The organism is Enterococcus asini ATCC 700915 (assembly GCF_000407365.1).
Taxonomy (GTDB): domain Bacteria; phylum Bacillota; class Bacilli; order Lactobacillales; family Enterococcaceae; genus Enterococcus_C; species Enterococcus_C asini.
In genome coordinates this window covers 343,919-368,466 of sequence record NZ_ASVU01000001.1, presented here as the reverse complement: position 1 = coordinate 368,466, position 24,548 = coordinate 343,919, and the positions used below count along the sequence as shown (strand labels likewise).

At 44.0% G+C, this 24,548-nt stretch carries 22 protein-coding genes and 1 pseudogene; 20 read left to right on the top strand and 3 right to left on the bottom strand.

Annotated features, from left to right (window positions below):
• Positions 1–10 precede the first annotated feature (10 nt).
• The 9 genes from cps2T to I579_RS01765 are packed head-to-tail and all read left to right on the top strand — an operon-like array spanning position 11 to position 10,560.
• Entirely contained in the window at positions 11–1,183 is a 1,173-nt protein-coding gene (gene cps2T, locus I579_RS01805) for a beta 1-4 rhamnosyltransferase Cps2T (RefSeq protein ID WP_010752905.1), read from the top strand.
• Between the two features lie 47 nt (positions 1,184–1,230).
• Positions 1,231–2,505, top strand: a complete 1,275-nt coding sequence (locus I579_RS01800) for an O-antigen ligase family protein (protein WP_010752906.1) — start codon at positions 1,231–1,233, stop codon at positions 2,503–2,505.
• A gap of 33 nt (positions 2,506–2,538) precedes the next feature.
• The gene (locus I579_RS01795) at positions 2,539–3,882 is read left to right on the top strand and encodes a glycosyltransferase (protein WP_010752907.1); all 1,344 of its coding nucleotides are present in this window, start codon (positions 2,539–2,541) and stop codon (positions 3,880–3,882) included.
• Positions 3,879–4,754, top strand: a complete 876-nt coding sequence (locus I579_RS01790) for a glycosyltransferase family 2 protein (RefSeq protein ID WP_010752908.1) — start codon at positions 3,879–3,881, stop codon at positions 4,752–4,754. The genes I579_RS01795 and I579_RS01790 overlap by 4 nt, the downstream gene beginning before the upstream one ends.
• A 57-nt stretch (positions 4,755–4,811) precedes the next feature.
• The gene (locus I579_RS01785) at positions 4,812–5,954 is read left to right on the top strand and encodes a DegT/DnrJ/EryC1/StrS family aminotransferase (RefSeq protein WP_010752909.1); all 1,143 of its coding nucleotides are present in this window, start codon (positions 4,812–4,814) and stop codon (positions 5,952–5,954) included.
• A 36-nt stretch (positions 5,955–5,990) separates the two neighbouring features.
• Entirely contained in the window at positions 5,991–7,472 is a 1,482-nt protein-coding gene (locus tag I579_RS01780) for a lipopolysaccharide biosynthesis protein (protein WP_010752910.1), read from the top strand.
• Positions 7,473–7,493: 21 nt separating this feature from the next.
• Positions 7,494–8,426, top strand: coding sequence for a GNAT family N-acetyltransferase (locus I579_RS01775; RefSeq protein WP_010752911.1), 933 nt, complete (start codon positions 7,494–7,496; stop codon positions 8,424–8,426).
• A gap of 17 nt (positions 8,427–8,443) precedes the next feature.
• Complete coding sequence (locus I579_RS01770; protein WP_010752912.1) at positions 8,444–9,538, top strand: glycosyltransferase family 4 protein; 1,095 nt, start codon at positions 8,444–8,446, stop codon at positions 9,536–9,538.
• 17 nt (positions 9,539–9,555) lie between these two features.
• The gene (locus I579_RS01765; protein ID WP_010752913.1) at positions 9,556–10,560 is read left to right on the top strand and encodes a glycosyltransferase family 2 protein; all 1,005 of its coding nucleotides are present in this window, start codon (positions 9,556–9,558) and stop codon (positions 10,558–10,560) included.
• A gap of 72 nt (positions 10,561–10,632) precedes the next feature.
• Here the strand turns inward: I579_RS01765 and I579_RS01760 are convergent, their stop codons facing one another.
• Complete coding sequence (locus tag I579_RS01760) at positions 10,633–11,232, bottom strand: YczE/YyaS/YitT family protein (protein WP_010752914.1); 600 nt, start codon at positions 11,230–11,232, stop codon at positions 10,633–10,635.
• A gap of 96 nt (positions 11,233–11,328) precedes the next feature.
• Between I579_RS01760 and I579_RS01755 the strand changes: the two genes are divergently transcribed.
• Both I579_RS01755 and I579_RS01750 read left to right on the top strand, forming a co-directional pair.
• Complete coding sequence (locus I579_RS01755; RefSeq protein WP_010752915.1) at positions 11,329–11,991, top strand: cyclic nucleotide-binding domain-containing protein; 663 nt, start codon at positions 11,329–11,331, stop codon at positions 11,989–11,991.
• Complete coding sequence (locus I579_RS01750) at positions 11,988–12,722, top strand: alpha/beta hydrolase (protein ID WP_010752916.1); 735 nt, start codon at positions 11,988–11,990, stop codon at positions 12,720–12,722. Before I579_RS01755 ends, I579_RS01750 begins: the two co-directional genes overlap by 4 nt.
• Positions 12,723–12,767: 45 nt before the next feature.
• Here the strand turns inward: I579_RS01750 and ypfJ are convergent, their stop codons facing one another.
• Positions 12,768–13,658, bottom strand: a complete 891-nt coding sequence (gene ypfJ, locus I579_RS01745) for a KPN_02809 family neutral zinc metallopeptidase (protein ID WP_010752917.1) — start codon at positions 13,656–13,658, stop codon at positions 12,768–12,770.
• A gap of 169 nt (positions 13,659–13,827) precedes the next feature.
• A complete protein-coding gene (locus tag I579_RS01740) occupies positions 13,828–14,553 on the bottom strand; it encodes a GntR family transcriptional regulator (protein ID WP_010752918.1) in 726 nt (241 codons plus the stop codon).
• 237 nt (positions 14,554–14,790) lie between these two features.
• Here I579_RS01740 and I579_RS01735 point away from each other — a divergent pair, with 237 nt between their 5' ends.
• The 9 genes and pseudogenes from I579_RS01735 (at position 14,791) to yjeM (ending at position 24,423) form a co-directional block, all read left to right on the top strand.
• Positions 14,791–16,104, top strand: coding sequence for a PTS sugar transporter subunit IIC (locus I579_RS01735; RefSeq protein ID WP_010752919.1), 1,314 nt, complete (start codon positions 14,791–14,793; stop codon positions 16,102–16,104).
• 35 nt (positions 16,105–16,139) lie between these two features.
• A complete protein-coding gene (locus tag I579_RS01730; protein WP_010752920.1) occupies positions 16,140–17,558 on the top strand; it encodes a glycoside hydrolase family 1 protein in 1,419 nt (472 codons plus the stop codon).
• Between the two features lie 50 nt (positions 17,559–17,608).
• Entirely contained in the window at positions 17,609–18,505 is an 897-nt protein-coding gene (gene gnd, locus I579_RS01725) for a phosphogluconate dehydrogenase (NAD(+)-dependent, decarboxylating) (protein WP_010752921.1), read from the top strand.
• 11 nt (positions 18,506–18,516) lie between these two features.
• Positions 18,517–19,905: a gluconokinase gene (locus tag I579_RS01720; protein ID WP_010752922.1), complete on the top strand. Its 1,389-nt coding sequence runs from the start codon at positions 18,517–18,519 to the stop codon at positions 19,903–19,905.
• Between the two features lie 39 nt (positions 19,906–19,944).
• Positions 19,945–20,313, top strand: a pseudogene (locus I579_RS01715) (HIT family protein).
• A gap of 33 nt (positions 20,314–20,346) precedes the next feature.
• Positions 20,347–21,003 carry an HI_0552 family protein gene (locus tag I579_RS01710; protein ID WP_010752924.1) on the top strand — a complete coding sequence of 219 codons (657 nt, stop codon included), beginning with the start codon at positions 20,347–20,349 and terminating at the stop codon, positions 21,001–21,003.
• Positions 21,004–21,096: 93 nt separating this feature from the next.
• A complete protein-coding gene (gene truA / locus I579_RS01705; RefSeq protein ID WP_010752925.1) occupies positions 21,097–21,834 on the top strand; it encodes a tRNA pseudouridine(38-40) synthase TruA in 738 nt (245 codons plus the stop codon).
• Between the two features lie 146 nt (positions 21,835–21,980).
• Entirely contained in the window at positions 21,981–22,616 is a 636-nt protein-coding gene (locus tag I579_RS01700) for an NAD(P)H-binding protein (protein WP_010752926.1), read from the top strand.
• Positions 22,617–22,929: 313 nt separating this feature from the next.
• Positions 22,930–24,423: a glutamate/gamma-aminobutyrate family transporter YjeM gene (gene yjeM / locus I579_RS01695; protein ID WP_010752927.1), complete on the top strand. Its 1,494-nt coding sequence runs from the start codon at positions 22,930–22,932 to the stop codon at positions 24,421–24,423.
• The last annotated feature ends 125 nt before the right edge of the window (positions 24,424–24,548 follow it).

Genomic DNA, 24,548 nt, shown 5'->3' with positions numbered 1-24,548 from the left:
AGGTGCCCTCGTGAAAAGACAAGTCTATATCATCGGCTCAAAGGGAATTCCCGCCAATTATGGGGGCTTTGAAACCTTTGTGGAAAAACTAACCCAGTATCAAGCAAGTCAAGAGATTCATTACAACGTGTTTTGCCTCTATGAAAATTCTCAAAAGGCGCATATCCCAGGGGAATATTTCTCCCACAATCAGGCGACTTGTATCAATATTGCCGTGCCTAGCATCGGTCCGGCTAAGGCTGTCTATTATGATCTTAAAGCTTTGGCTTACGGCATTCGTTTGGCCGAAGAACATCACGATGAGCACCCGATTTTCTACGTGCTAACGTGTCGGATTGGCCCTTTTATTGGCTTTTTCAAGCGTAAAATCGAAAAACTTGGGGGCAAACTCTATATCAATCCAGACGGTCATGAATGGTTGCGGGCGAAATGGTCCTATCCTGTGAAGCGCTATTGGAAGCTTTCCGAACGCTTGATGATTAAACATGGGGATTTGATTATTTGTGATAGTAAAAATATCGAGAGCTACATTAAAGAAAGATATGCCCGCTACCACCCAAAAACCGAGTACATCGCCTATGGCACCGAGACTGCCACGTCTACACTTTCCTATACAGATGCGCAGGTTAACGAGTGGTTTCAAAAGCAAAAGATCAGTGAAAATGACTACTACTTAGTGGTGGGGCGCTTTGTTCCGGAAAACAACTACCGGGCCATCATCCAAGCCTTTATGAAGTCGACCACCAAGAAGAAGCTGATGCTAGTAACCAATGTGGCAGAAAATGCGTTTTTCAAAGAATTGAAAGCAGAGACGCAATTTCATCTGGATAGTCGCATTCGGTTTGTAGGGACGGTGTACGATCAGGAGCTATTGAAGTACATCCGGGAGAATGCCTTTGCCTACATTCACGGTCATGAAGTAGGGGGGACTAACCCTTCATTACTGGAAGCCTTGGCCATGACGAAGCTCAATTTATTATTAGGAGTGCCGTTTAATCGGGAGGTAGCGGAAAATGGCGCGCTCTATTGGGAAAAGGATAACTTAGCCGCACAGATTGCTGTGGCGGAAGGGCTGGACCAAGCGACGATTGGCCAGTTGCATGCGGCTTCTGCTTTGCGCATTCAGGAACAATACACTTGGCCCAAAATCGTGAATCAGTACGAAACCCTTTTGACGGAGTGAGCCACAAACACGCTGAAAGGTGTTAGAAACCCAAGGGAGGTGGCAAAATGCAGGCTTTATTAAAAAAGCAAGCGCCATTGGTGATGGGCTTTGCTTGGTTTTTGCTCACACGCTTTGCACCGCCTAATGTGCTTTTGTTACTGGGGGCAGTCGGGTTACTTTTGGTCATTCTGTGGTGGAATCACGGTCGGCTCAGCTTGGAAGGGTATTCTGGTTTTCTAGTGGGGATTCTTTTATTGGGAATTCTCGGAGGAGTCTTTTACGGTGCTCCTTGGCCGTATCTGTTTCGTGATGCCAGTTACTATGTAAGTCCCTTGCTCTTTTTTGCCATTGGCTTTCAGTTGCGTCAAAGTCTGGAAGGAATAGTCCTTCTTCGGAGCTTTTTATTTTACGTTTTGTTTGCCACGATTCTGACTCTAGGGGAAACATTGCTTTTGTTTGCTAATTCTCAGCCGGTGTCTTTTGAAGATTTGCGCAGTGTGCTTGTGGGGATGGAAATGCAGGTTCCACTGGTATTTATGCTCGTAAGTTTTGCGAAAGACTTCGGTCAAGAGCCCCTCTTATCCGGAAAAGGGCAATTTGTGGTTCAGATTATTTTACTCTTACGCATGACCTTTTCTTTTTCCCGGACGATGTATTTGATGTTGGGGCTATCCCTAGTGATTTTTTGGCTCTGTAAACCACGGCGGAAAAGCCTGAAAGTCAGCAGCCTTTTATATGCTTTTCTGGGTGTCTTGCTCGTGGGTGCACTAATTTGGTGGGCTCCAGGGGGCATCAAGGAGAACTTCTTGCATAAATTAACCCAGACTTTTCAAGAAGTTTCAGCAGATACCAACTGGAACATCGAAACCAATATCATTCAAAACTGGCGGGGCTACGAAACGAGTGTAGCCCAAAAACTCTTTGAGAGTGGGTATGCTTTGCAACAGAGCTTGGGCTTTGGTTTTGGTCAATTGATTCCGGTGAGTCACGGAGAGTTAGTCGGGGTTTCTCTTGAAGAAGGTGGCATCACGATTTTACACAATGGCTATTACAGTATGTTAATTAAAGTTGGCACGGTAGGCGTGGGACTGTATGTGCTGTTCTTTATGGGAACACTAATCACCGCTTGGCGTAAAGGCTTAAAACAGCAATTGGCACGGCCGTTGGTACTGTATGTAAGTTGTGCTTACTTACTGGCAACCTTTGTCATTACCGGCTTCTTCGCTAGAGGCGGAGATCCTTGGCTGGTCTTGTTGTTTGCCTATGGAATTGCAACAAAAAAAGAACAAGTGGTAGGAGCGCCTGCTCTGACACACAGACTTCAGCAAAGCGGTCAGTGAAACTCAGTTTGATTGGGAAAGGGCGTGTGATGGATGCGGATTTTGCATTACAGTTTAGGCTTTCCTCCTCAAAGACGTGGAGGCTTAGTCAACTATTGCTTGGATTTGGCGCGTGAGCAAGTACGTGGGGGCAATCAAGTAGCCCTGCTTTATCCAGGGAAGGCGAGTCTGTGGTCGAAAGAACCCCGGATTAAAGCTAAAGCCAAAACGCGCCAAACCTCAGCAGGTGTGGCACCCTATGAGATCATCAATCCCTTGCCTTTGAGTATTATGGGGGGCTTTCGTAATCCGGCAAGCTTTATGAAACCTGTGGCCGACCCAGGAGTCTATGGGGATTTTTTAGCCGAAGTCAAGCCCAGTGTGATCCATTTGCATACTTTGTATGGATTGCACCAGGAATTTTTAGTGGCAGCCCACAGGCAAGGCATCCCGCTAGTTTATACGACCCATGACTACTACGGCCTTTGTGCCAATCCGACTTTTTTTTATCAAAATGAAGATTATTCCCAGAAAAATTCGGTGGACTTGTGGTATGCGATTTCTGCTGAGGGGATGGCTCCGTGGCAGTTGCGCTTACTCCAATCGCCAATCTATCCGGCGGTGCGCTTACTCAGTAAGAAGTTGCGCATCTCTCGAACAGGGCGCATCTCTCGAACAGGGGCATACAAACAAGTAGCGCAACAAAAAGCCACGGGGCAACCACCGGAGGCCACGCAACTAACGCAATTGCAGCAGTTAATGGACTATTACCAAGCGATGTTTCAAAAAATGGATGCCTTTCATTTTAATAGTTCCGTAGCGGAAAGGGTTTATCGGAAAAATATCCAAGGGTCAATTTATGGCTGGCGTATTCCGATTACCAATCAACGGGCTAGTGGGCAAAAGCCCGTGAACAAATCCCCTGCCTCAACGAAACGAGTGGCTTATGCGGGACCTTATGAAGCCTATAAAGGTTACGGAGCATTTCTGCAGTGGGTGGCGGAAAATCGCGACGTACCAGGGATTAGTTTTCATCTGTGGGGGGACTCTAAAGTAGTTCAGACGCCGGCGTACATCACCAATCACGGCCGCTTTCGCACTGCAACAGAGCTATATGAAAAGACGGATGTCCTGATTATTCCTAGTCTTTGGCAGGAAACGTTTGGCTTTCATGTTATTGAAGCCCTGGCTTCAGGGACTCCGGTGTTTACTAGTCACAACGTTGGGGCAAAGGACTTATTGCCTGAGGAGTATGTCTTTGAAAAGTTACAAGACTTAGACATCCGGCGCGTGGAACAGGTGAGTCAAGTACCCGTGACAAAGCTTGTAGACAGCCAGACTCATGCAAAAGCAATCGCAGCCTTGTACCAAGAAGCAAGAAGGAGGCGGCGGTCATGAAGACATGCATCGTGGTTTTAAATTACAACAACGCGCAAGAAAGCTTGGCCTTTGTTAAAGCAATCAAGGAGTATGCTGCTTTTCAGCAGATTCTTTTAGTGGACAATCATTCCACGGATGACTCTTATCAAATCTTGCGGGCAGCTTTTTCCCAGGAAGAAAAAATCATCCTGTTGCAGGCAGAAAAAAATCTGGGCTATGCCAGTGGCAATAACCTAGGCCTGCGCTACGGGGTGGAACAAGTTCATGCTGAGCTACTCTTTTTGGCGAATCCCGATGTGTCTTTTTCAGAAGATGTGGTCACAAGGCTTAGGGAGTTTTATCAAAGTCAGCAGAATGAAACCCTTGGAACCATGGCCCCAGTGATGCTTGTACCCAATCGCAAACAGGAAAACAGCGCATGGAAATTGCCGACTTTTGCCGATTGTTTACTGGCAACTCAGGTGGGCTTGGATAAGATTGCTAGTTTCCGGCAAAGGTACAGCAAGCATCAATTGTCTGAAAAACCGATTCCGGTAGAGGTTTTACTCGGTAGTTTTTTCGCTATTTCAGCCAAGGCATTAAAAGAAGTGGACTACTTGGATGAAGGAACTTTTTTGTACGGTGAAGAAAATATCTTGGCCCATAAACTGCTACAGCGGGGCTACACCAATTATTTACTGCCGGATATTCAGTATCTCCATCAGCATTCCACTACGATTGCAAACCAATTGAAACGGCGTGAGATGTTTCGCATTTACCATCAAAGCTTGCTTTATTACGTCACGAACACGCTGAAAGTCGGCAAAGGAAAAGCGATGCTCTTTCGCATAATTGCCAGTATCGGCTTAGTGGGCCGCAGTGGACGGGAAAAACTTCGCTGGAATCGCTAAAGAAGTGAGTGGCAACACCGAGATCTTCCCCAAAATAAACTAGAGAGGTGACTGAATATGGAGAGAATCAATGTAACGCAAGCCTCATTACCAACTTTAGAGGAATACATGGCGGAAGTTGGGGATTTGTTTGATAGTCACTGGATCACCAACTATGGCTCAAAGGCTCAACACTTACAGAAAAAACTAACCGCCTATTTAGGAGTGGAAAACTTCTTTCTCTTCGTGAATGGTCACACCGCTTTGGAACTGGCTTTACAAGCACTGGAGCTAGAAGGGGAGGTCATCACCACGCCTTTCACCTTTGCTAGCACTACCCACGCCATCGTTCGCAATGGCTTGACACCAGTCTTTTGTGATATCCGCCAAGAGGATTTCACTTTGGATGTGGACAAAATCGAAGCTTTGATCACCGAGAAGACCTGTGCCATTTTGCCGGTGCATGTGTACGGGAATTTGTGCCAAGTAGAAGCGATTGCCGCCTTGGCTAAAAAATACCACCTAAAAGTTATCTACGACGCGGCTCATGCTTTTGGGGAAGCCTATCAAGGTCAACCAGTGGGGAATTTTGGCGACATTAGCATGTTTAGCTTCCACGCCACCAAGGTCTTCAACACCATTGAAGGCGGCGGGCTTTCTTTTCAAGATGCCTCACTGGAAAAGAAATTTTATGGTTTGACGAATTTCGGGATTTACGGGGAAGACATCGTTGAACTAGTCGGGGCCAATGGCAAAATGAATGAATTTCAAGCGGCCATGGGGTTATGTAATTTGCGTAAAGTCGGCGCGGATATTCGTAAGCGAAAAGCTTTGAGTGAATTGTACGATGCTTACTTGGCCGACATTCCAGGAATTCGTGTGAACCAAACTCAAGCAGGGGTAAAACGGAACTACTCTTATTATCCAATCCTGATTGATGAAAAAATCTGTGGCAGCAATCGGGATCAAGTGATTGCCGCTTTACAAGCAGAAAACATCTATCCCCGGAAGTACTTTTATCCTTTGACTAGTGAATTCGCTTGCTACCAAAAAGATTACGATGCCAAAAAAGCGACGCCGGTGGCTTATGAGATTTCCCAAAGAGTGCTGACGCTGCCTTTGTACCCGTCCTTAACCCAAGAACAGGTGGAAAAAATCGTCACTACTCTGATTCATGCGGTACAAGGAGGGCCACCGCAATATCAGTGGGCAGTGGGCTAAAGCTGATTGGAAAAAGAGAGTGAAGGAGGGATGAAGATGAAGCGACAGCCAGTAGCAAAGCCCCCAGAAGCCACTGGGAAAATGGCCCGAGGATTTTTCTGGACAGGGTTGGAATTTATTGGCCGCCAAGGGGTTACCTTTGTGATTCAGATTTTATTGGCGCGATTATTGGTGCCGGATGATTTTGGCTTAGTGGGCATGTTGACCATCTTTATCGCCTTGGCCAATGTCTTAATCGAAAGTGGCTTTCAAACTTGGTTGCTCCATGAGAAAGCCCCCAGTGAGACGGATTTTTCCACGGTGTTCTTCTTTAATTTCTCCATCGCATTGGTGCTGTACGGAATTTTGTTTTTCATCGCACCCTTTGTGGCCGACTTTTACCAAGAACCGATTTTAACTAAAATGCTACGGCTCTTAGGTTTACTGATTGTCTTTGCAGCTTTTTCCATTGTGCAACGAGCCCAGTTGACCATTAAGTTTGATTTTCGCTCCCAAGCGATTATTAGCACGGTGGCCATGGCACTGTCAGGGGCTTTCGCCATTGCTGGAGCACTTGCGGGACTAGGCGTTTGGAGTTTGGTCTTGCAACAAGTGCTAAATCAGCTGTTGCAAACGATACTTTTGACGGCGACGAATCGCTGGTTTCCCCGATTAGTTTTCGATATCCCGGCTTTCAAAAAAATGTTTTCGTATAGCTGGAAGTTGTTGGTTTCTTCCCTGTTAGACACGGTATATCAAAACGGGATTTCTGTATTGGTGGGGAAATTCTTTTTAGGCACCACCTTAGGCTATTACACCAATGCCCAAAAAATGCGGGATGTGGCTGCGATGTCGGTTACCAATGCGGTGAACAAGGTCAGCTTTCCCAGCCTCAGTCGCGTAAAAGAAGATCAAGAAAAACTGCGAAAAGGCTTCAAAGAGATTTTGAGCTTATCCATGTTTTTGACGATTCCCTTGATGCTGGGGCTGGCAGGCTGTGCCTACGAAGTATTCGAAGTTCTGTTTGGTCCAAAGTGGTTGCCGGCGGTGCCGTATTTTCAAATCATGTGCTTATCCGGGGTGACCTATCCTTTGCACATGCTGAATCTGGTGCTGCTACAAATTGTCGGGCGGACGGATTCCTTCTTGCTTTTAGAAATCGTCAAAAAAATCCTCGGCTTTGCTACGTTGGTCAGTGCTTTATTGCTCTTTAAAAATGTGTTTATTTTGATCTGTGTCACTAGTGGAGTGGATTTTCTGATGATCTTTATCAATGGCGTTTATACCAAGGGGATTTTGGATTATTCTTTGAAAAGTCAATTCCGACAAATTGCCAAAAGTGCTTTGGCAGGAGGAATCATGCTAGTGGCCATTTTTAGTTTGAATTTCTTACCTGTCCAGTGGCCGGCGATTGTCATGTTATTGAGTAAAGTGTTGGTCGGCGCTGGAGTTTACTTAAGTTGTACGTACTTTTTCGGCGTCACAGAGATCAAAAAGATTTTCTTTTGGGTCCAAGGTTTGAAGCGACAAAAAGTCTAATGAGAAAAGGAGCGGTGAATTATGCGATTGATTACAGATAAAGCAGCTTGGACTAGTGTAGTGGAGGCTTTTCCAAAGCGGGATGCGGCCCATGAGTGGGGCTATTTTGAGGCCTATCATCAGCGGGAGCCTGCTTTAGAACAAGTCTTGTTTTACCAAGAAAGTCCTCATGGCAAGATTGCCTATCCGTTCTTTTTCAATCAAGAAGCCAAAACCCTGTCCTCCGTGTATGGCTACACCGGACCATTACTGGCGATCAAGGAAGAAGCTGCTTGGCAGAATTTTGCTGATGAATTGGCAGGCTTTTGTCAGGAAGAAGGAATCCAGAAGGTAGAGGAACGGTTCCATCCCTTGCTCCACAATGAGAAGCCACTTTTTGGACAAACCCAGCTGGAAGAAAAGCGCAAGGTTGTTGCTTTGAAAACTGCGGAGCAAGCAACCTTGGCAAAACTGGGGACTTCTGGAGTACGCCGCTTTATCCGCAAGGCCCAGATTAGTGGTATCACCGTTGAAAGTTGTTCCATTGAGGCGATTGATGATTTTTTGACGATTTACAATGCGACCATGCGTCGAAAACAAGCCAATGAGCTGTATTACTTTGAGCGGTCTTTTTTCGAAACATTGGCGGCGGAATTTGGCGAACGCTTTTGGCTGGAGCTAGCTTATTTAGATGGACAAGTTATCGGCGGGAGCGTCAATCTTTCCTCACAAACGTGTGTCTATGGTTTTTTAACGGCGACGAATCCAGTATATCAAAGTCTAGGGGTTTCTCAGTTGTTGTATTATTCTCTGTTGGAGAAAGCCTACGCACAGCAGATTCCCTATGCATTAATCGGTGGAGGCTTTCACACGGATGAACAAGATTCCCTGTTTCTCTTTAAAAAATCCTTTGTGAATCGCCATTTGGAAGATCAGGAAATCTTTCCTTATTACACGGCTACGACGACCTGGTGAAAAAAGGAGGGGGACAGATGTATCTGGTTGCACAATGGGCCAAGCAAGAGGCGCGCACTTGGTCGGGGACGACTTGGAATTTAAGAAATGCCTTGGCCAAACAAACGCAAGTGCATGATCTAGCGTTGCAAAATCCGGGAAAAGTCCAAAAGGCTCGCTACGCTGCTAAGGCTCTGCTTACAAGGAAGAGCCTTGAACCCAGTCCTAATTTTAATACGGCTTATTTACAGGCAACGGAAAGACAAGTCCTGGGAGCATTAAGGCAGCATTCCGTCACAAAGGATGAGCCGGTTTTGCAAGTCGGGGACTTGGCAGAAATTGCGGATTCCTTGATTTACCAAGACTTGTCTATTAGTTATCTGCTGGCTTGTCGCAAAGAAGATCCAACAGCCTTTGCCGCTAGTGGCTTTCAAAAAATTCCAGCAGCTCTCTTGTACAAGCGTAATGAACTACAACTGGAACGCTATCACCGGGCCAAGAAAATCTTGACCATGTCCAAGACTTTGGCTCGTCATTTACAAGAAGACCTAGGCTTTTCCAAAGAGAAAGTCGTTCATGTAGGCGGAGGTACGAATTTTTCTCTCAGTCACAGAGTCAGGGAGAAAAATCGTCGGCGGGTTCTTTTTATCGGTCGGGACTTCTATCGAAAAGGTGGCGATCATGTGGTGGCAGCCTTTCGCTTGTTGCAACAAAAGCTGCCGGATAGTGAGCTGTACATCCTCGGTCCTACGAAGTTACCGAAACAATATCAAGGAAAGAACATCTTCTTTTTGGGGGATGTTCCCCGGGAAAAAATCGAGGACTACTTTGCATTGTGTGACATTTTCTGTATGCCTTCGCGATTTGAAGCCTATGGACTGGTCTTTATCGAGGCTTTATCCCGCGGCCTGCCTTGTATCGGACTAAATAAATTTGAGATGCCTTATTTTATTGAAGAAGGGGTTACGGGGTACTTACTGACGGAACAGGAGAGTGTGGGGGATTTAGCAGAGCGGATGCAAACTTTGCTAGAAAATGAAGCTATTTTTGCCCACGTGGCTAGTCGCAAAGAACAATATGTGGCGGAGTATGCGTGGGATGCCGTAGCCAGTCGGGTGTTGGAACAGGTTTAGTAAAAAGGGGGAGCAAAATGGAAAATCAGGAACCAGTCGTCTCCGTGGTGATGTTGTCTTACAATCACGAAAAGTATTTAGCCGAAGCTTTGGCTAGTGTAGTGGCCCAAGAGACCACCTTTTCCTACGAAATCATTATTCATGACGATGCTTCTCAGGATCGCTCTCAAGAAATTATTCAAGAATTTGTGGCGCGGTATCCCGATCGTTTTGTGGCGATTTTGCAAAAGGAGAATCAGTATTCTCAGGATATCAATTTTGATTGCCAGCAGATTTATCCCCGGTGTCGTGGGAAGTACTTGGCTTTTTGTGAAGGGGATGATTACTGGACGGATCCTAAGAACTTGCAAAAACAATTTCAAGTGATGGAAAAAGATCCTGACTTGGCGATTTGTGTCCACCAGGTGGTCGCCATTTCGGAAGAGGGGATGACTTTGCCTCGCACCTATCCTACAAAAGAACAGCTTGCACAAACGGGTAAGGCAAGTACTTCCGCCTTGATACCTTTGGATTATCCTTTTCATACTACGAGTTTCTTTATCCGCAAAACTGCTCTGGAACCGCTGATGACAGGGAACACTGCACTAGTCCACTACTTTAATGGGGATGAAGTGCTCCTGCGACTGTCTTTAATCCAAGGAGAGCTGTACTATCTTCATGAGGCTATGTCTGTGTATCGCCAATTTTCTGAAGGGAGCTGGAGTACACGGCAGCAACAACTCACCAAAGCAGAACAAGTCCAGAAAATCACGAAACTCATCCAAGGCTATCGAGTATTTGACGAGGAAAGCGGCTATGCCTATCATGAGCTTTTGCAAGAAAAAGTCTTCAGCTTTAATTTGGCCTTGTGCCAGTATGATGTAGGTGCTAGTAAAGAAAATTGGCAGCAAGTAGCACCTTATTTGACCTCTTGGTTAGCCAAAGCACCGCTAAAACGGCGCATGCAGTACGGCCTCTTTCAAGTCTGGCCCGGATTGTATCAGCAGCTTTTCAAGGTTAGTCGAGCTGTGTTATCCCGTTAGTAATAGGGCGAGTAAAAGAACCGGACTTCTCGATGAAGTTCGGTTCTTTTACTTTAATAACGAGTTGTTGCTTTATTCCTTAGCCCGGGCAATCACCCGAGACAAGAGCAAGAAACTAATCAAAGTGCCTTCTCTGACCATTAAAGGTAAATGACCAAGAAAACTCAATGCTAAAGCCAAGCCGATGCAGACAAAGTCGATGGCTTGTCGGTAAAAAGCAAAACTATACTTGGTGCGTTCCGCTAAAAAAACACAAAAGGTTTCAATGGGAAATTTAAGAAACTGGTACTTTAGGACTTTTCCCGTACCAATGCCGGCAATCACGGTGCCGGTGATAAACAATAAGACATTTCCTACATAAGAAGGAACCGCAAAACTGGGCAACAACAAGTAATAGCAGAGATTAATCGTAGAACCAAAGAAAAACAAAGCACTGGCCATCATTAGATAGTTCTGCCAAAGGGGATGCGGGTCGAGGAATAGACATGCTCCGAGAAAGAGCAAGTTCACTCCAGTGGTGATCGTCCCCACCTTCAACTGACTAAAGGCCGCTAAAGTCGCATTAAAAGAGTTGAAGCTGCTGACACCGATACTGGCCTTTAAGGTCAGACTAATCCCAAAAGCGCTGAGCAAGTAAAAAAACAATGAACGAGAAATCGTGGTAGAATTCATGGTAAAGCTTCCTTTCCAAAGTAAATTGATTGCAAGAAGAGTATGCAACAAACTGGAAGGAACCAATTAGGAGATATCGCACAATAAGGAGTTAAAATGACAAAAAGTGTTGATTTGAGCCGATTAGCTGAACTACTACAGAGCTTTCCCTTTCTGAATCAGGAGCTTCTAACAGGGGGACAGCTGCTTTCCTTTGAAAAAAACGAACCCCTTGTACGTCAAGGAGAACCTTTGACGCACTTGTATCTGCTGCTATCCGGAAAAGCTCGTATCGTGAAAAATGAAGCCAATGGCAAACGCCTGATTTTGCAGTTTTTAGAAGCTGGAGATTTGATTGGGGAGTTGACCTTAGTCGATGCGGAAGAAGAAACCAAAGACGTGATTGCCATGGGGACGGTTACTTGCTTGGCGCTACCTTTACCCTTAGTTCGGGAGTATTACAAGTCAGAGGGACATCTGGCTCGCTATTTGGCCCGCTACATTGGGGAAAAGCTTCTGAAACGCATGGAGCATTTTTCTAATGCCCAGACCTTTGAGTTGAAGTATCGCTTGGCAGCACTGCTGTTGGAAGTGGCGGTTCAGGGACGATACGAGGAAAACAATGGGCAAATTGCCGATTACTTAGGTGTTAGTTACCGGCATTTGATGCATACTTTGAAATGGCTGCGAGAACAAGGCTATATCGAAAAGTGTCCTCGGGGTTATCAACTAAAAGTCGAACGCTTGCAGACTTTGGTTAAAGAAGGAGCGACAAGATGAAAAAAGGCAAACGACGTAAAATTCTTTTAAGCAGTATTCTTGGAGTCTTCGTGCTACTACTTGGTGCATGGCTTTTATTAGAAGCCAATACTTATTCCCCGACACAGACAGCAGCTGCCATTAGCGAAACAAGTCAAGAGACTGGGGCGTACTATTTATTTGAAGCGCCAGAAGAGAGTGAGCAAAACTTGATTTTCTATCCTGGGGCGCTGGTAGATGCGGCCAGCTACAGTATTTGGACGCAACAAGTGGCCAAAGCCGGCTACAATGTTTATTTGCTGAAGATGCCATTTAACTTGGCGGTTTTTGGCAAGAATGCGGCCCAGAAGATTATCGCAAAGTATCCTCATGAGACCTATGTCTTAGCAGGCCATTCCCTAGGGGGCGTCATGGCCAGTCGCTTTAGCGCCGAGCATAAAAATGAGGTGGCCGGCATGATTTACTTGGCTAGTTATCCGGACCAAAAGGGCAGTTTAGCCAAAAGTAAGTTGCCCGTGTTGTCGATTTCCGCCAGTGAGGATGGGTTAGTAGAAGCCGCAGATATTGTAAAAGCAAAGGCGTATTTGCCAGAACAAACCCAGTATGAAGTAATCAGCGGTGGCAACCATGCAGGTTTTGGGAGTTATGGCGCGCAGAAAAAAGACGGCCAGGCAAGGATTACCAATCAGGAACAACAGGAAATCATCGGGCAGTTGATTGTCCAATGGCTTCAAACAAATATTCCAGCATAACAAAAAGAGGAGGGCGATTTTGCCCTCCTCTTTTACGATTTTAGCTTAAGAAGCTAAGTCCAAATCTTTTTCTTTAAAAGTGTCTCCGTGCTCTAAATCGCCGTATTTGTAACCCCGGTTGAACCAGTTAATCCGTTGTTGGCTCGTACCATGGGTGAAGCTATCCGGAACCACATAGCCTTGGTATTCCTTTTGTAAGGTATCGTCTCCAATCGCGTTGGCGGCGGTGATGGCTTCTTCAATATCCCCAGCTTCTAAGATGGGCTGGCCATCATGGGTTTCTCCTGCCAAGTATTTCGAGAAGCAACCAGCTAAGTAATCGGCTTGTAATTCCAAGCGCACACTGTATTTGTTGTATTCCGTTTCAGATACTTGCTGACGAATTTTATTCAACTGAGAGGTGATGCCTAGCTCGTTTTGCACATGATGACCAACTTCATGGGCAATAACATAGGCCATAGCATAATCTCCGGTAGCACCGTATTTTTGCGACAGTTCGTCTGCAAAACTCAAGTCCAAGTAGACATTTTCATCTCCGGGACAATAGAAAGGCCCAACTTGAGAAGTCGCTTGACCACAAGCGGAATTCACGCTGTCTGTAAACAAGACGAGGTTGGGATTTTGATAGCTTTCGTTCATTTCACTAAATTCTTCGTTCCAATAATCTTCCAAATGGGCAAAGACCACTGCGGCAAATTCCTTTTGCTCTTGGTATTCGGTAGATTGGACATTTTCTGTTTCATAGCTAGCTGGTGTAATACCACCACCTAATGTATTCGTGACACTGCCGAGATCCCCACCGGAAATCAAAAAGACGATAATGGCAATCACAATCGCACCCAGGCCACCACCTGTCGCCATTTTTCCTACTGAACGACCGCTACTACCGGAACGATCCTCCACATTTGTACTTTGTCGATCCCCGCGCCACCGCATAATTCTTCCTCCTTTTTCGTTTCAACTCAATTTTAATCGAAAAAGGCCTTTCTGCCAAAGGATAGCCATCCTAGATACTAATTAAAAAAAACTCCTTTTTTAATTAATGCTTGCGCTAGTTATTTATTTTTTTCTTTTCACTTATTGGATAAGTTGTAACTTCCGCAGTTTACAAGTGATAATCGTGGCGGCTACTTTGATAGGTAACAGTCACATCGCCTTTATCAAAGCGGTGTCGTGTTTGGGAATATTCAAAGGGAGTACCATCTTTTAAGAACACGATTTGCTCGAACTCCAAAATTGGATCAGTCGGTTCACAATGCAAGTATTTTTGATCGTATGTATCGGGACGATCCGCTTTGATGCGTCGATGGCTTGATCCGAAAGGTTTATTTAAGTCCTGCTGAATATAACGATAAATTGAACCTTTTAAAATCTCCTCAGTGATACCTGGGATAATTAAAACAGGCATAATTGTATATTCCAAAGCTAGCGGCTCACCTTCAAAAATTCGTAAACGGATAATGTCGTATACAGGATCATTCTTTTTAATTCGTAGTTTTTCCTGTTCTTTTTCATTGGGAAAGGAAACTTCAAAGGAGATGATCTCATTTTTGAGATTTCCCAGGTGTCCTAGTTTGCGGGTCATCCCACCGTAGATACTGGCGTCGTAATCAAAGAGTGATTCTGGACCTTTGACATACGAGCCAGATCCTTGTCTTCCTTCGATTAGTCCTTCCACCTGAAGTGTATTAAGTGCTCTTTGGATGGTAACACGACTTGTCCGAAACTCTTTGGCTAAAGTTGACTGATTGGGGAGTCGGCTATCTTTCGGATAGGTACCATCCACTATTTTTTTCCGCAGTTCGGTAGCAATTACTTGAAAATAGGCCATATTCTCAGCTCCTAAATTAAATAAAATAAGGGAACACTCACTTGTAAACATCAGCCTTTACAACTTGAGAGGCAGCTTGTAAAGTTTATTTACAAAATAGCATAATTGCTATAAATTAGCAATGTAATCGATTACTGTTAGCTTGTTTGATAAAATGATTTTGCTGTTGTTCAGATTGTTGTAAAGATTTTATCAAAAAAATTCTATTGATGAATAGGGTATAAGGAGGAAGAAAATATGCAACAAAGTTCATTTCTAGACAAACTGTCGTTAGTTTTAGGAAACGTAGCGACTAAAATTAACTCATTACGATATATCATGGTCATCAAAAATGCTTTTACTGCACTTATTCCAGTGATCATCACTGGGGCTTTTGGTACGTTATTTTCCGCCATGGTCTTCGATGCGGAAAATGGATTGGCGCGTATTAGCTTTCTTAGTTTTTTGGCTGATTTAAAACCGATTGCGGCAACCGTTAGTTATGTTACATTGAGTTTTTTAACAATTTACGCTGTCTTTTTAATCGGAATTGAATTAGCAAAGTTAAATGATATCCCAGGCGTTTTCCCCGGAATCGTAGCGGTTATGTCCTATTTGTCGGTTAACCCGACTACTTATAATTTCTTAACTGAAGAAAATCGGGAAATCTTAGTTTCAAATGTTTTGGCCAAACAGTACACGGATACCAAAGGGCTTTTCCTGGGAATGTTTGTGGCTATTGCTTCAATAGAATTATATTCTTGGTTACTTCGTCAAGATAAGTTGAAAGTAAAGATGCCAGATACAGTGCCACCAAATGTGTCTGCAAGTTTTTCGGCGTTGTTTCCTACCATTATTACCATTGCTGGGATATCCACACTAGGATTTATTATTTATGCTGTGACGGGACAATACGCTTACGACATTATCTATAATGTGATTCAAAAACCGTTAGAAGGAGTAGTTCAAGGATTACCTGGAATCTTGTTATTAATGTTTATCGCGCAAGTCTTTTGGGTCATTGGGATTCACGGAAATCAGATGGTCAAACCTATTCGTGAGCCACTACTTTTAGCGGCAATCGCAGTGAATACTGAAGCATTCGAAGCTGGAAAAGAAGTGCCTAATATTATTACCATGCCTTTTTGGGATATGTACATGAGCATGGGTGGTTCTGGTGTAACTATCGGTTTATTGATTGCGATTTTATTAGTAGGCAAACGAGCAGATATGCGTGAGATTACCAAATTGTCCTTGGCTCCCGGAATCTTTAATATCAATGAACCAGTAATTTTTGGGATGCCAATTATGTTGAATCCAATTTTAGCAATACCATTTATTTTGACACCTTTAGTGACTGGGACCATTGGCTACTTTGCCACAGTTATGGGGTTTGCGGCAAAAGCTGTTGTCATGGTTCCTTGGCCGATGCCGCCGATCGTGAATGCATACTTGGCTACTGCCGGAGATATTGGTGCGGTGATCACTCAGATTGTTTGTATTGTTGTTTCAATCTTAATTTATCTACCATTCGTAAAAGTATCCAATCGTGTGACACAAGAGGTTGCTTAGACACCTAAATCCAATAAAAACAAGGAGATTTTCTTATGAAAATAAATATACCGGAAAATTTTATTTTAGGCGCAGCTTCTTCTGCGTGGCAAACGGAGGGATGGCAAGGAAAAAAAGATGGACAAGACTCTTTTATTGATAGTTGGTACAAAGAAGAACGCTTTGTCTGGCATGAAGGATACGGACCAGGGGTGGCAACACGTTTCATGGAGAAATATCAAGAAGATGTGGATTTGATGAAGGAAATTCACTTAACCCACTACCGGACTTCGATTAATTGGTCTCGCTTTTTTGTAGACTATGAGAATTTGGTAGTAGACGAATCCTATGCTCAGCATATTGACGATGTGGTTGATGCTTTGATTGAAGCCGGGGTTGAACCGATACTTTGTTTGGAGCATTATGAAGTGCCGACCTATTTGATGAAAAAATATGATGGATGGTCTTCTAAAAAAGTCGTGGAGTTATACGCTAGTTATGCTCGGATTGCTTTCGAACGCTATGGAGATCGAGTGAAACAGTGGTTTACATTTAATGAGCCAATCGTGACTCAGACGCGTTGTTATTTGGATGCTATTCGTTGGCCTCATGAACAAAATACCAAGAAGTGGATGCTATGGAATTTTCATAAGACCCTGGCTTCTGCGAAAGCAATCGAAATTTACCATGCTGGAAACTATAGTGGGCGCATTGGCTGTATTTTAAATCCTGAAATGGTGTATCCGCGATCTTCTTCAAAAGAAGATCAGCAAGCAGCGCATATCTATGATTTGTTTTACAACCAAGTTTATTTTGGTCCTATGGTTCTTGGGCATTACCCAGAAGAATTAATTCAATTGTGTAAGAAACATGATATTTACTTTTATCCTACTGTAGAAGAGCTTGCAACCATTCAAGAAAATACGTGTGATTTTTTAGGTGTAAATCAGTATTATCCTAAGCGAGTAAAAGCACCCCGTTTTGCTTGGAATGCCAATACACCCTTTCATCCAGAGATGTATTATGAGCCATTTGATTTACCAGGAAAACAAATGAACAATTCGCGCGGTTGGGAAATTTATCCAGAGATTATGTATGATATGGCCATGTATCTACAAAAAAATTACGGAGATATTCCTTGGGTTGTTAGTGAAAATGGTATGGGACGTGAAAATGAAGAACTGTTTATGGATGAGCAGGGAATCGTTCAAGATGATTACCGAATTGAATTTATCTCAAAACATTTGGAACAATTACTACGAGCAGTAGATGCGGGAGCCAATTGTGAAGGCTACATGTTATGGGCTTTTACTGATTGTGTCTCCCCAATGAATGCTTTTAAAAATCGCTATGGCTTGGTTCGTATTGAGTTAAATGAACAGAGAAGCCGCAGTCTGAAAAAATCGGCTACTTGGTATCGTTCGCTCATAGATGAAAGAGTGTTAGCTGTTTCGGAAGATCCTGAATTCAAATAATCAAAAAACGACCATTGCTCTGTCACTGGTCGTTTTGTCTGGAGGAAAAGATGAAGAAAATTGCATTTATTGGGTTGGGCAAGATGGGATTTGGAGTTGCAGAAAACATCAGTCGCTTGGGAAAATATGAGCTCTCGGGAATGGATCAAAACCCACAAGTAAGAGTTGATTTTGAAGCAATTGGGGGTCAGTTTTTTTCAGATATCAAGACATTATTGGCAGATCCTAGTCCCAAGGTTGTTTGGGTGATGTTACCAGCAGGCACAGTGACGAATCAGATACTGAGAGAAGCGGCTGCTTATTTAAAACCTGATGATGTATTAGTTGATGCTGGCAATTCTAAGTATACGGATACGATTGCCAATGCAGCCTATTGTGATAGCCAACAAGTGACCTTTCTAGATGTCGGTACATCTGGGGGAATGGCTGGAGCGCGCAATGGGGCCTGTATGATGATAGGAGGGGACGAAAACGCATTTATTCAGGTAGAGAGCCTTTTTGCTGATTTATGTGTGGAAAACGGCTATCTTTACTGTGGCCCAAGTGGTAGTGGTCACTACTTAAAGATGGTTCATAATGGAATTGAATATGGTATGATGCAGTCAATAGGCGAAGGATTCCATTTGCTTGCTCACAGTCCTTTTGCTTATCAGCTTGACAAGGTAGCTAAGGTGTTTAACCATGGTTCTGTGATTCGTTCTTGGCTGATGGAGTTAACTGAAGCTGTATTTACAGAACAGGAGAACTTTGAAACTATTGCAGGAGTAATTCCTTCCTCAGGAGAAGGCGCCTGGACTGTGGAAGAAGCTTTAAAACGTAAAGTTTCTTTACCGGTGATTACTCAGGCACTAATGGTTCGCTACGCTTCAGAGGATGAAGATAAATTAAACGAGAAACTCGTGGCTCTTTTGCGCAATCAATTTGGCGGTCATGAGGTTTTAAGATAGGATGGAAAAAGATGGAACAGGGATTTTTGGGAATCGATGTGGGCTCCACCGCAATCAAGGTCGGAATAATTGTCAAAGGAACCAGTATTTACCACAGTAGCCAAGCATTGACGACTTATGATGAAGCGGGTGGTGCACGTTATCAAAAGGCGACAGAAATCTTGCAAACAATCGCTGGCCTGCTTAGTGAGATTCCCAGAGAATTCATGGAGCAGGTAGGTTCCCTGAGCTTTAGTGTGGCCATGCATAGTCTGATGCCGGTAGTGAATGGACAATTTGACAAGATTTTTCTGTGGTCGGATCAGCAAGCTACAGAAGTGATTCGACAACTGCCTGTAGCTACAGCCAGACGGTTCTATCTTCGCAGTGGCACACCGATTCATCCGATGTCGACCTTTGCTAAGCTTTTGTACTTTCAACAAGCTCAGACTTATCCAGAGAACACGTCCTGGTGGGGACTGAAAGAATTGCTAATGGACTACTTTACAGGGCAAGTGGCAATCGATGTGGCTACCGCTTCCGCCACCGGTATGTGCAACGTAGAAAGTGGGCAATGGGATGAGGAAATCTTAGCGTATCTAGGTGTGGAGAAAGGCCAACTGGCACCCATCATTCCAGTCAATCAGGTCTTTGAGATAAGAGAAGAACGAGTAAAACAGTTTGGCCTTAAGCCTCAAACGAGTGTGTATTGTGGTGCCAGTGATGGTTGCTTGGCGGCCTATGCGGGGCTTGCTACCACAGGAATCGCTAATAGTTTGACCATCGGTACTAGTGCAGCACTGCGTTCCATTGGTCCAGATCACAAGTTGGATGTGATCCAGCAGCCTTTTGCCTATCGTTTGACGGATAAGCTGTTTGTCAGCGGAGGCCCTTCCAATAACGGTGGTAGCGTCTTGGCTTGGGCCAGTGGGATTTTTTCTGGCGACAGCAGTACTTTTTTTCGTGAGTTGCCAGAAATCTTAGAAACTACGCCTATTGGTGCCGGGGGCGTCAAATTTTATCCTTTCTTGAATGGGGAGCGGGCTCCTTATTGGGATGCAGAATTGACCGGAGGCTTTCAAAACTTGCGTATCACTACGACTCGTCAGGAGATGATTCGCAGTGTGGTGGAAGGGATCCTGTTGAACCTGCGCACTTTAAAACCAAGTATCATCGGCTCAGGAGCGTTGACTTTGAGTGGGGGCTTTTTCGATACGCCGGAGTTTGCCCAGTTGACTGTGGATGTTTTGGGAAATGAAGCCGTTCTGTCCAAGGAAAACGAACCGATTTTTGGTTTGTATTATCTGTTGGTAGGCGCTAAAAACCCGGATCTGACTTTAACCAATGTGGAAAAGTTAGTTCCTAATCGGAAGAAAAGCGAATTGTACGAGATGCTTCATCAAGGGTATTTTAAATTCTAGAAATTGGCGATGGAGCCTATCAATGAAAGGAGCAAAGCCATGGAGACTTGTGTTTTCTGTCGCAGTAAATTAGACATCGTATTTGAAAATGAAACTTGTTTTGCGATTTTTGATCGCAATCCGGTAACTCAAGGCCACCTTTTAATTCTTCCTAAAGCGCACCGTGAAGATTACTTTTCATTAACTGAAAGGGAGCTTGCGGACACTGACAAATTAGTGAAACTCGGAAAAAAATACTTGGATCAGCGCTATGCTCCATAAGGATATAACATTGGCTTTAATTACGGTGTTGTGGCAGGTCAGACTATCTTGCATTGCCATTGTCACCTGATTCCTCGTTACCAAGGGGATGTTGCTGATCCAAAAGGTGGGGTTCGGGGTGTAATCCTTGTCAAGCAAAAGTACTAAACCATACATTTCATTATAAAAGAGGTCTAATTCATGAACTTAACCCCAGCAGATTTTGATTTATTTCGAAGAGAGCATTATGCTTTCAAGCAACTAAAGGCAGAATTGTCACCCGAACAAGTGGAAGCAATCAAACAGGATTACCAAAGTCATTGGCAAAAATGGAAGAACTTGCAGCTGAAGGTGGCGGCAGATTTGCCGGATGAACTAGGCATGAAAAAGCCGAAAATCGAGATCTGGACGAACGGCTGGAATGTACGCAGCCATTTTTGGAGTGCCTATCGTAGTGAGCATCGCCAGCAAGAAAATGCTTGTCTAGCGGTTTTATTGAATCAAAAGCAGTATCAAGTCTATTTGATGTTTCAACACTATCGCATGAATGAACGCCAAGGCACCCCGTCAGACTACAATCAATTGCTAGACGTACTGCCCCAATGGAGCAAACAAGTTCCGGTGGAGGAGTATTTCATTTGGCCGCAAAAAGAAGACGAGCTAGCGGATCATTTGCCTCTGACAGAGTATTTAGCAAGTCCAAGTTTACAAGAAAAGTTCGCCCGGGATTTACAAGATGGCACGTTTCAAATTGGAAAACTCTTTTTTAAAGGAGAGCTTGTCGGAATCGAAGAACAAACTGTTCAAGCCCTTTTGGAACTCATGCCTTTATACCAAGCTCTGGCAGCTAATCCATAAGAAAAGCCGCTGCTTTCGTGATACAATGAAAACGTGATTGGCCCAATAGTGAGCTACACGTAATCTAGTGCTTTTAACTAAAAGGAGTAACCCATGCGTAATCTAAAATTAACCGTCGAATATGACGGCAAGCGGTATCTAGGCTGGCAACGGCTAGGAGATTCCGAGAAGACCATCCAAGGCAAAATTGAGAAAGTCATTCAGCAGCTAACCGGTGAGACGATTGAAATCATCGGCTCTGGACGGACGGATGCGGGAGCCCATGCCAAAGGACAAGTGGCCAATTTCAAAACGACGTCCACGCTTTCAGAAGACGAATTTTTGACTTTATTTAATCGCTATTTACCCGATGATATCGTGGTAAAAGAAGTGGTGGAAGTGCCAGAACGTTTCCATGCCCGGTACAATGCCAAGGGCAAACAGTACAGTTACTATGTATGGAATGATGTGGTTCCCACGGCCTTTGAGCGGTACCACAGCTTCCAAGTAGTTGAGCCGTTAGATCTTGCTAAAATGGAGGCGGCTTGCGAGAAGTTAGTTGGCACTCATGATTTTCTAGGCTTCTCTGCTTTGAAAAAGTCTAAAAAATCCACGGAGCGTAGGATTGATGAAATCACGATTACGCAAGAAGGCAGTATGTTGCACTTCACGTTTGTGGGCAATGGCTTTTTGTATAAAATGGTCCGAATTCTAATGGGCACCTTAATCGAAATCGGCGCTGGACGCTTGCCTCTTGCGGTCATCGACCAAGTACTTGCCAATAAAATCCGCAGTGAAGCGGGAGAAACAGCTCCGGCCCAAGGATTGTTTTTAGATGAAGTCTATTATTAATCAATCAATTTTCCAATAAAATGAAGAGCTCGGGGATGATTCCTGAGCTCTTTTTCTTGTGATTGTTTCGCTAAGACGATTTCTTTGCTTAGGCACCGTCCCTGAGTTAGACTGAAAGTAGATTCAAAAAAGAAGGAGGAACACTCATGAAAATCTTTGTAGTCGGGGCCACGGGACGTGTGGGTCAATTGTTAACAGAAAAGCTGGCCGCTAAAGGACACAATGTTTTTGCCGCTTCTCGTAGTGCCGAAAAAATTCCAGAGACAGACCGAATTAAGCCGATTCCTTTTGACTTGCATGCTTCTGTCGCCGAGATTGCTCAGCAAATTCGACTGATGGACGTGATTTATTTCGTCGCAGGTTCTCGAGGGCAAGATTTGCTTCAGGCCGATTTATTTGGTGCCGTGAAACTGATGCAAGCCGCAGAAGAAGGCCACGTGCCTCGTTACATTCAATTGAGCTCCTTGTTTGCTTTGGAACCTGAACGTTGGTCAGAATCCTACTTAGCGGAGATTATGGATTACAATATCGCCAAGTATTTTTCGGATAACTGGCTGATTCACAACACAAATTTGGCTTATACGATTTTGCAACCGGGAAGTTTGGTGGAAGAACCTGCCACTGGCGAGGTTTCCTTGCAAGTGACCGATACCGGTAAAAATGCCATTGGTGATGTGGCGGAAGTCTTGGCTAGTTTGCTGGACTATCCAAATACAACTGGAAAAGTCATCACCATGCATGAAGGCTCTACCACGATTGACACTGCCTTAGCAGATATCTAAAATTAACCCCTTGAAGAAGAAAACTTCTTCAAGGGGTTTTGTTTTCCAATAAAAAGGTTTTTTCGACTTAAAATTCTTCTTTTTGTTATTTTAAATACCTGTAAATGGTGCGGTAATCACAGGGTAAATACTTTTGTAACAAGTCTAAAGAATATTCTAAAGATTTCTACTTAATGGCCTTATCTTGCACTTTTGTGTTTTTCATTGTAAGGTGATATTCGAGGATTTTTATATTGGCGATCGTTTATCCAAATGTGCGTAATGTGTTTTGCGAGCAGGAAAATTCTTAAAAAAATGAATAGGAGTGGTTTCATTGTCGAAAGCAGGAAAAGGCATGACATTAAGTGCCTTAGCAATGATGATTTTTACCACGGTGTTTGGCTTTGCCAACGGGCCCGTCGCGTTTTACCTCATGGGCTACGGCTCAATCGTCTTTTACGTCATTGCTGCAATTCTTTTCTTTATCCCTTTTGCTTTGATGATGGCAGAATACGGTTCTGCGATTAAAGGTGAAAACAGTGGGATGTACAAATGGTTGGAGGTCAGCGTTGGACCACGCTTTGCGTTCATCGGAACGTTTATGTGGTTTGCCTCTTACGTGGTATGGATGGTTTCTACGGCTTCAAAAGTTTGGATTCCTTTTACCACCGCTTTTGCCGGAAGTGACCAAACCCAAAAATTGGGGATGTTTGGTCTTAACTCTACGCAAATGGTGGGCTTACTGGCTTGTCTTTGGATGGTCATGGTAACTTTTGTATCCATCAAAGGGGTCAAAGGAATCATCAAAATCACCAGCCTTGGTGGTTTAGCTGTAACAAGTCTGAATGTCATTTTGATCATTATTTCTGGAATTATCTTAGTGGCGAATGGCGGACACTTAGCTCAACCGGTGCAAGACATCATGACTTCACCAAATCCTAGCTACCAAACCCCAATTAGTCTTTTAAGTTTCGCCGTATTTGCGATTTTCGCTTATGGTGGGTTGGAAGCAATCGGGAGTATGGTAGATAAGACCCGTAATCCAGAAAGAACATTTCCACGGGCAATCATGCTTTCCGCTTTGATTATTTCCATCGGTTATGCTTTGGGGATCTTCTTGTGGGGTGTCAGCACCAACTGGAACGCAGTTTTGTCTGGCGAAACAACGAACTTAGGGAATATTAGTTATGTGATGATGAACAACTTAGGGTACGAGTTTGGCCGCGGCATCGGCTTGAGCCAAACCACTGCTTTGACTGTAGGAAACTGGTTCGCCCGTTATACCGGGATTGGGATGTTCTTAGCCTATAGTGGTGCTTTCTTCACCTTGACGTATTCTCCATTGAAGACTTTGATTATGGGTACGCCGAAAAAACTATGGCCTGAAAAGTTCACTCAATTGAACAAAAACGGTATGCCAAGTTTTGCGATGTGGGCTCAATGCGCGTTAGTCGTTGCAATCATTTTATTGGCTTCCTTTGGGACACCAGATTCATCTGCTTTCTATCGAATCTTGACCTTGATGGCCAATGTTTCCATGACGTTACCTTATCTGTTCTTGATTTACGCATTTCCAAAATTCAAGAAGAAAACCGATTTGGAACGGCCTTTTGAAGCCTTCAAGAACTACAAATGGACAGTTGTTATCAGTGTCGTGGTCTTCTTATTAGTATTAGGGGCCAATGCCTTTACGATTTTCCAACCAATGTTAGACGGTACTGGTTACCGCGATACCTTGTGGATGATAGCTGGTCCAGTCGGCTTTACTGTGGTAGGGGTTCTTCTTTACAACAATTACACACGCCGAACAAAGAATGACAAAAAGTAACCTTTGATTACGGATTGCTTTAGCAAAGCAAGCTACCTAGCAGAGACTTCTGTTAGGTAGCTTTTTTTGATTTGACAGGATTAAAAACTTCTGTAGACTACTAAGAGTAATGCTTTCGCGTAAAA

Coding starts and splice junctions, on each gene's coding strand:
- I579_RS01800 (WP_010752906.1), top strand. CDS start 1,231: ATGCAGGCTTTATTAAAAAAGCAAGCGCCATTGGTGATGGGCTTTGCT.
- I579_RS01795 (WP_010752907.1), top strand. CDS start 2,539: ATGCGGATTTTGCATTACAGTTTAGGCTTTCCTCCTCAAAGACGTGGA.
- I579_RS01790 (WP_010752908.1), top strand. CDS start 3,879: ATGAAGACATGCATCGTGGTTTTAAATTACAACAACGCGCAAGAAAGC.
- I579_RS01785 (WP_010752909.1), top strand. CDS start 4,812: ATGGAGAGAATCAATGTAACGCAAGCCTCATTACCAACTTTAGAGGAA.
- I579_RS01780 (WP_010752910.1), top strand. CDS start 5,991: ATGAAGCGACAGCCAGTAGCAAAGCCCCCAGAAGCCACTGGGAAAATG.
- I579_RS01775 (WP_010752911.1), top strand. CDS start 7,494: ATGCGATTGATTACAGATAAAGCAGCTTGGACTAGTGTAGTGGAGGCT.
- I579_RS01770 (WP_010752912.1), top strand. CDS start 8,444: ATGTATCTGGTTGCACAATGGGCCAAGCAAGAGGCGCGCACTTGGTCG.
- I579_RS01765 (WP_010752913.1), top strand. CDS start 9,556: ATGGAAAATCAGGAACCAGTCGTCTCCGTGGTGATGTTGTCTTACAAT.
- I579_RS01760 (WP_010752914.1), bottom strand. CDS start 11,232: ATGAATTCTACCACGATTTCTCGTTCATTGTTTTTTTACTTGCTCAGC.
- I579_RS01755 (WP_010752915.1), top strand. CDS start 11,329: ATGACAAAAAGTGTTGATTTGAGCCGATTAGCTGAACTACTACAGAGC.
- I579_RS01750 (WP_010752916.1), top strand. CDS start 11,988: ATGAAAAAAGGCAAACGACGTAAAATTCTTTTAAGCAGTATTCTTGGA.
- ypfJ (WP_010752917.1), bottom strand. CDS start 13,658: ATGCGGTGGCGCGGGGATCGACAAAGTACAAATGTGGAGGATCGTTCC.
- I579_RS01740 (WP_010752918.1), bottom strand. CDS start 14,553: ATGGCCTATTTTCAAGTAATTGCTACCGAACTGCGGAAAAAAATAGTG.
- I579_RS01735 (WP_010752919.1), top strand. CDS start 14,791: ATGCAACAAAGTTCATTTCTAGACAAACTGTCGTTAGTTTTAGGAAAC.
- I579_RS01730 (WP_010752920.1), top strand. CDS start 16,140: ATGAAAATAAATATACCGGAAAATTTTATTTTAGGCGCAGCTTCTTCT.
- gnd (WP_010752921.1), top strand. CDS start 17,609: ATGAAGAAAATTGCATTTATTGGGTTGGGCAAGATGGGATTTGGAGTT.
- I579_RS01720 (WP_010752922.1), top strand. CDS start 18,517: ATGGAACAGGGATTTTTGGGAATCGATGTGGGCTCCACCGCAATCAAG.
- I579_RS01710 (WP_010752924.1), top strand. CDS start 20,347: ATGAACTTAACCCCAGCAGATTTTGATTTATTTCGAAGAGAGCATTAT.
- truA (WP_010752925.1), top strand. CDS start 21,097: ATGCGTAATCTAAAATTAACCGTCGAATATGACGGCAAGCGGTATCTA.
- I579_RS01700 (WP_010752926.1), top strand. CDS start 21,981: ATGAAAATCTTTGTAGTCGGGGCCACGGGACGTGTGGGTCAATTGTTA.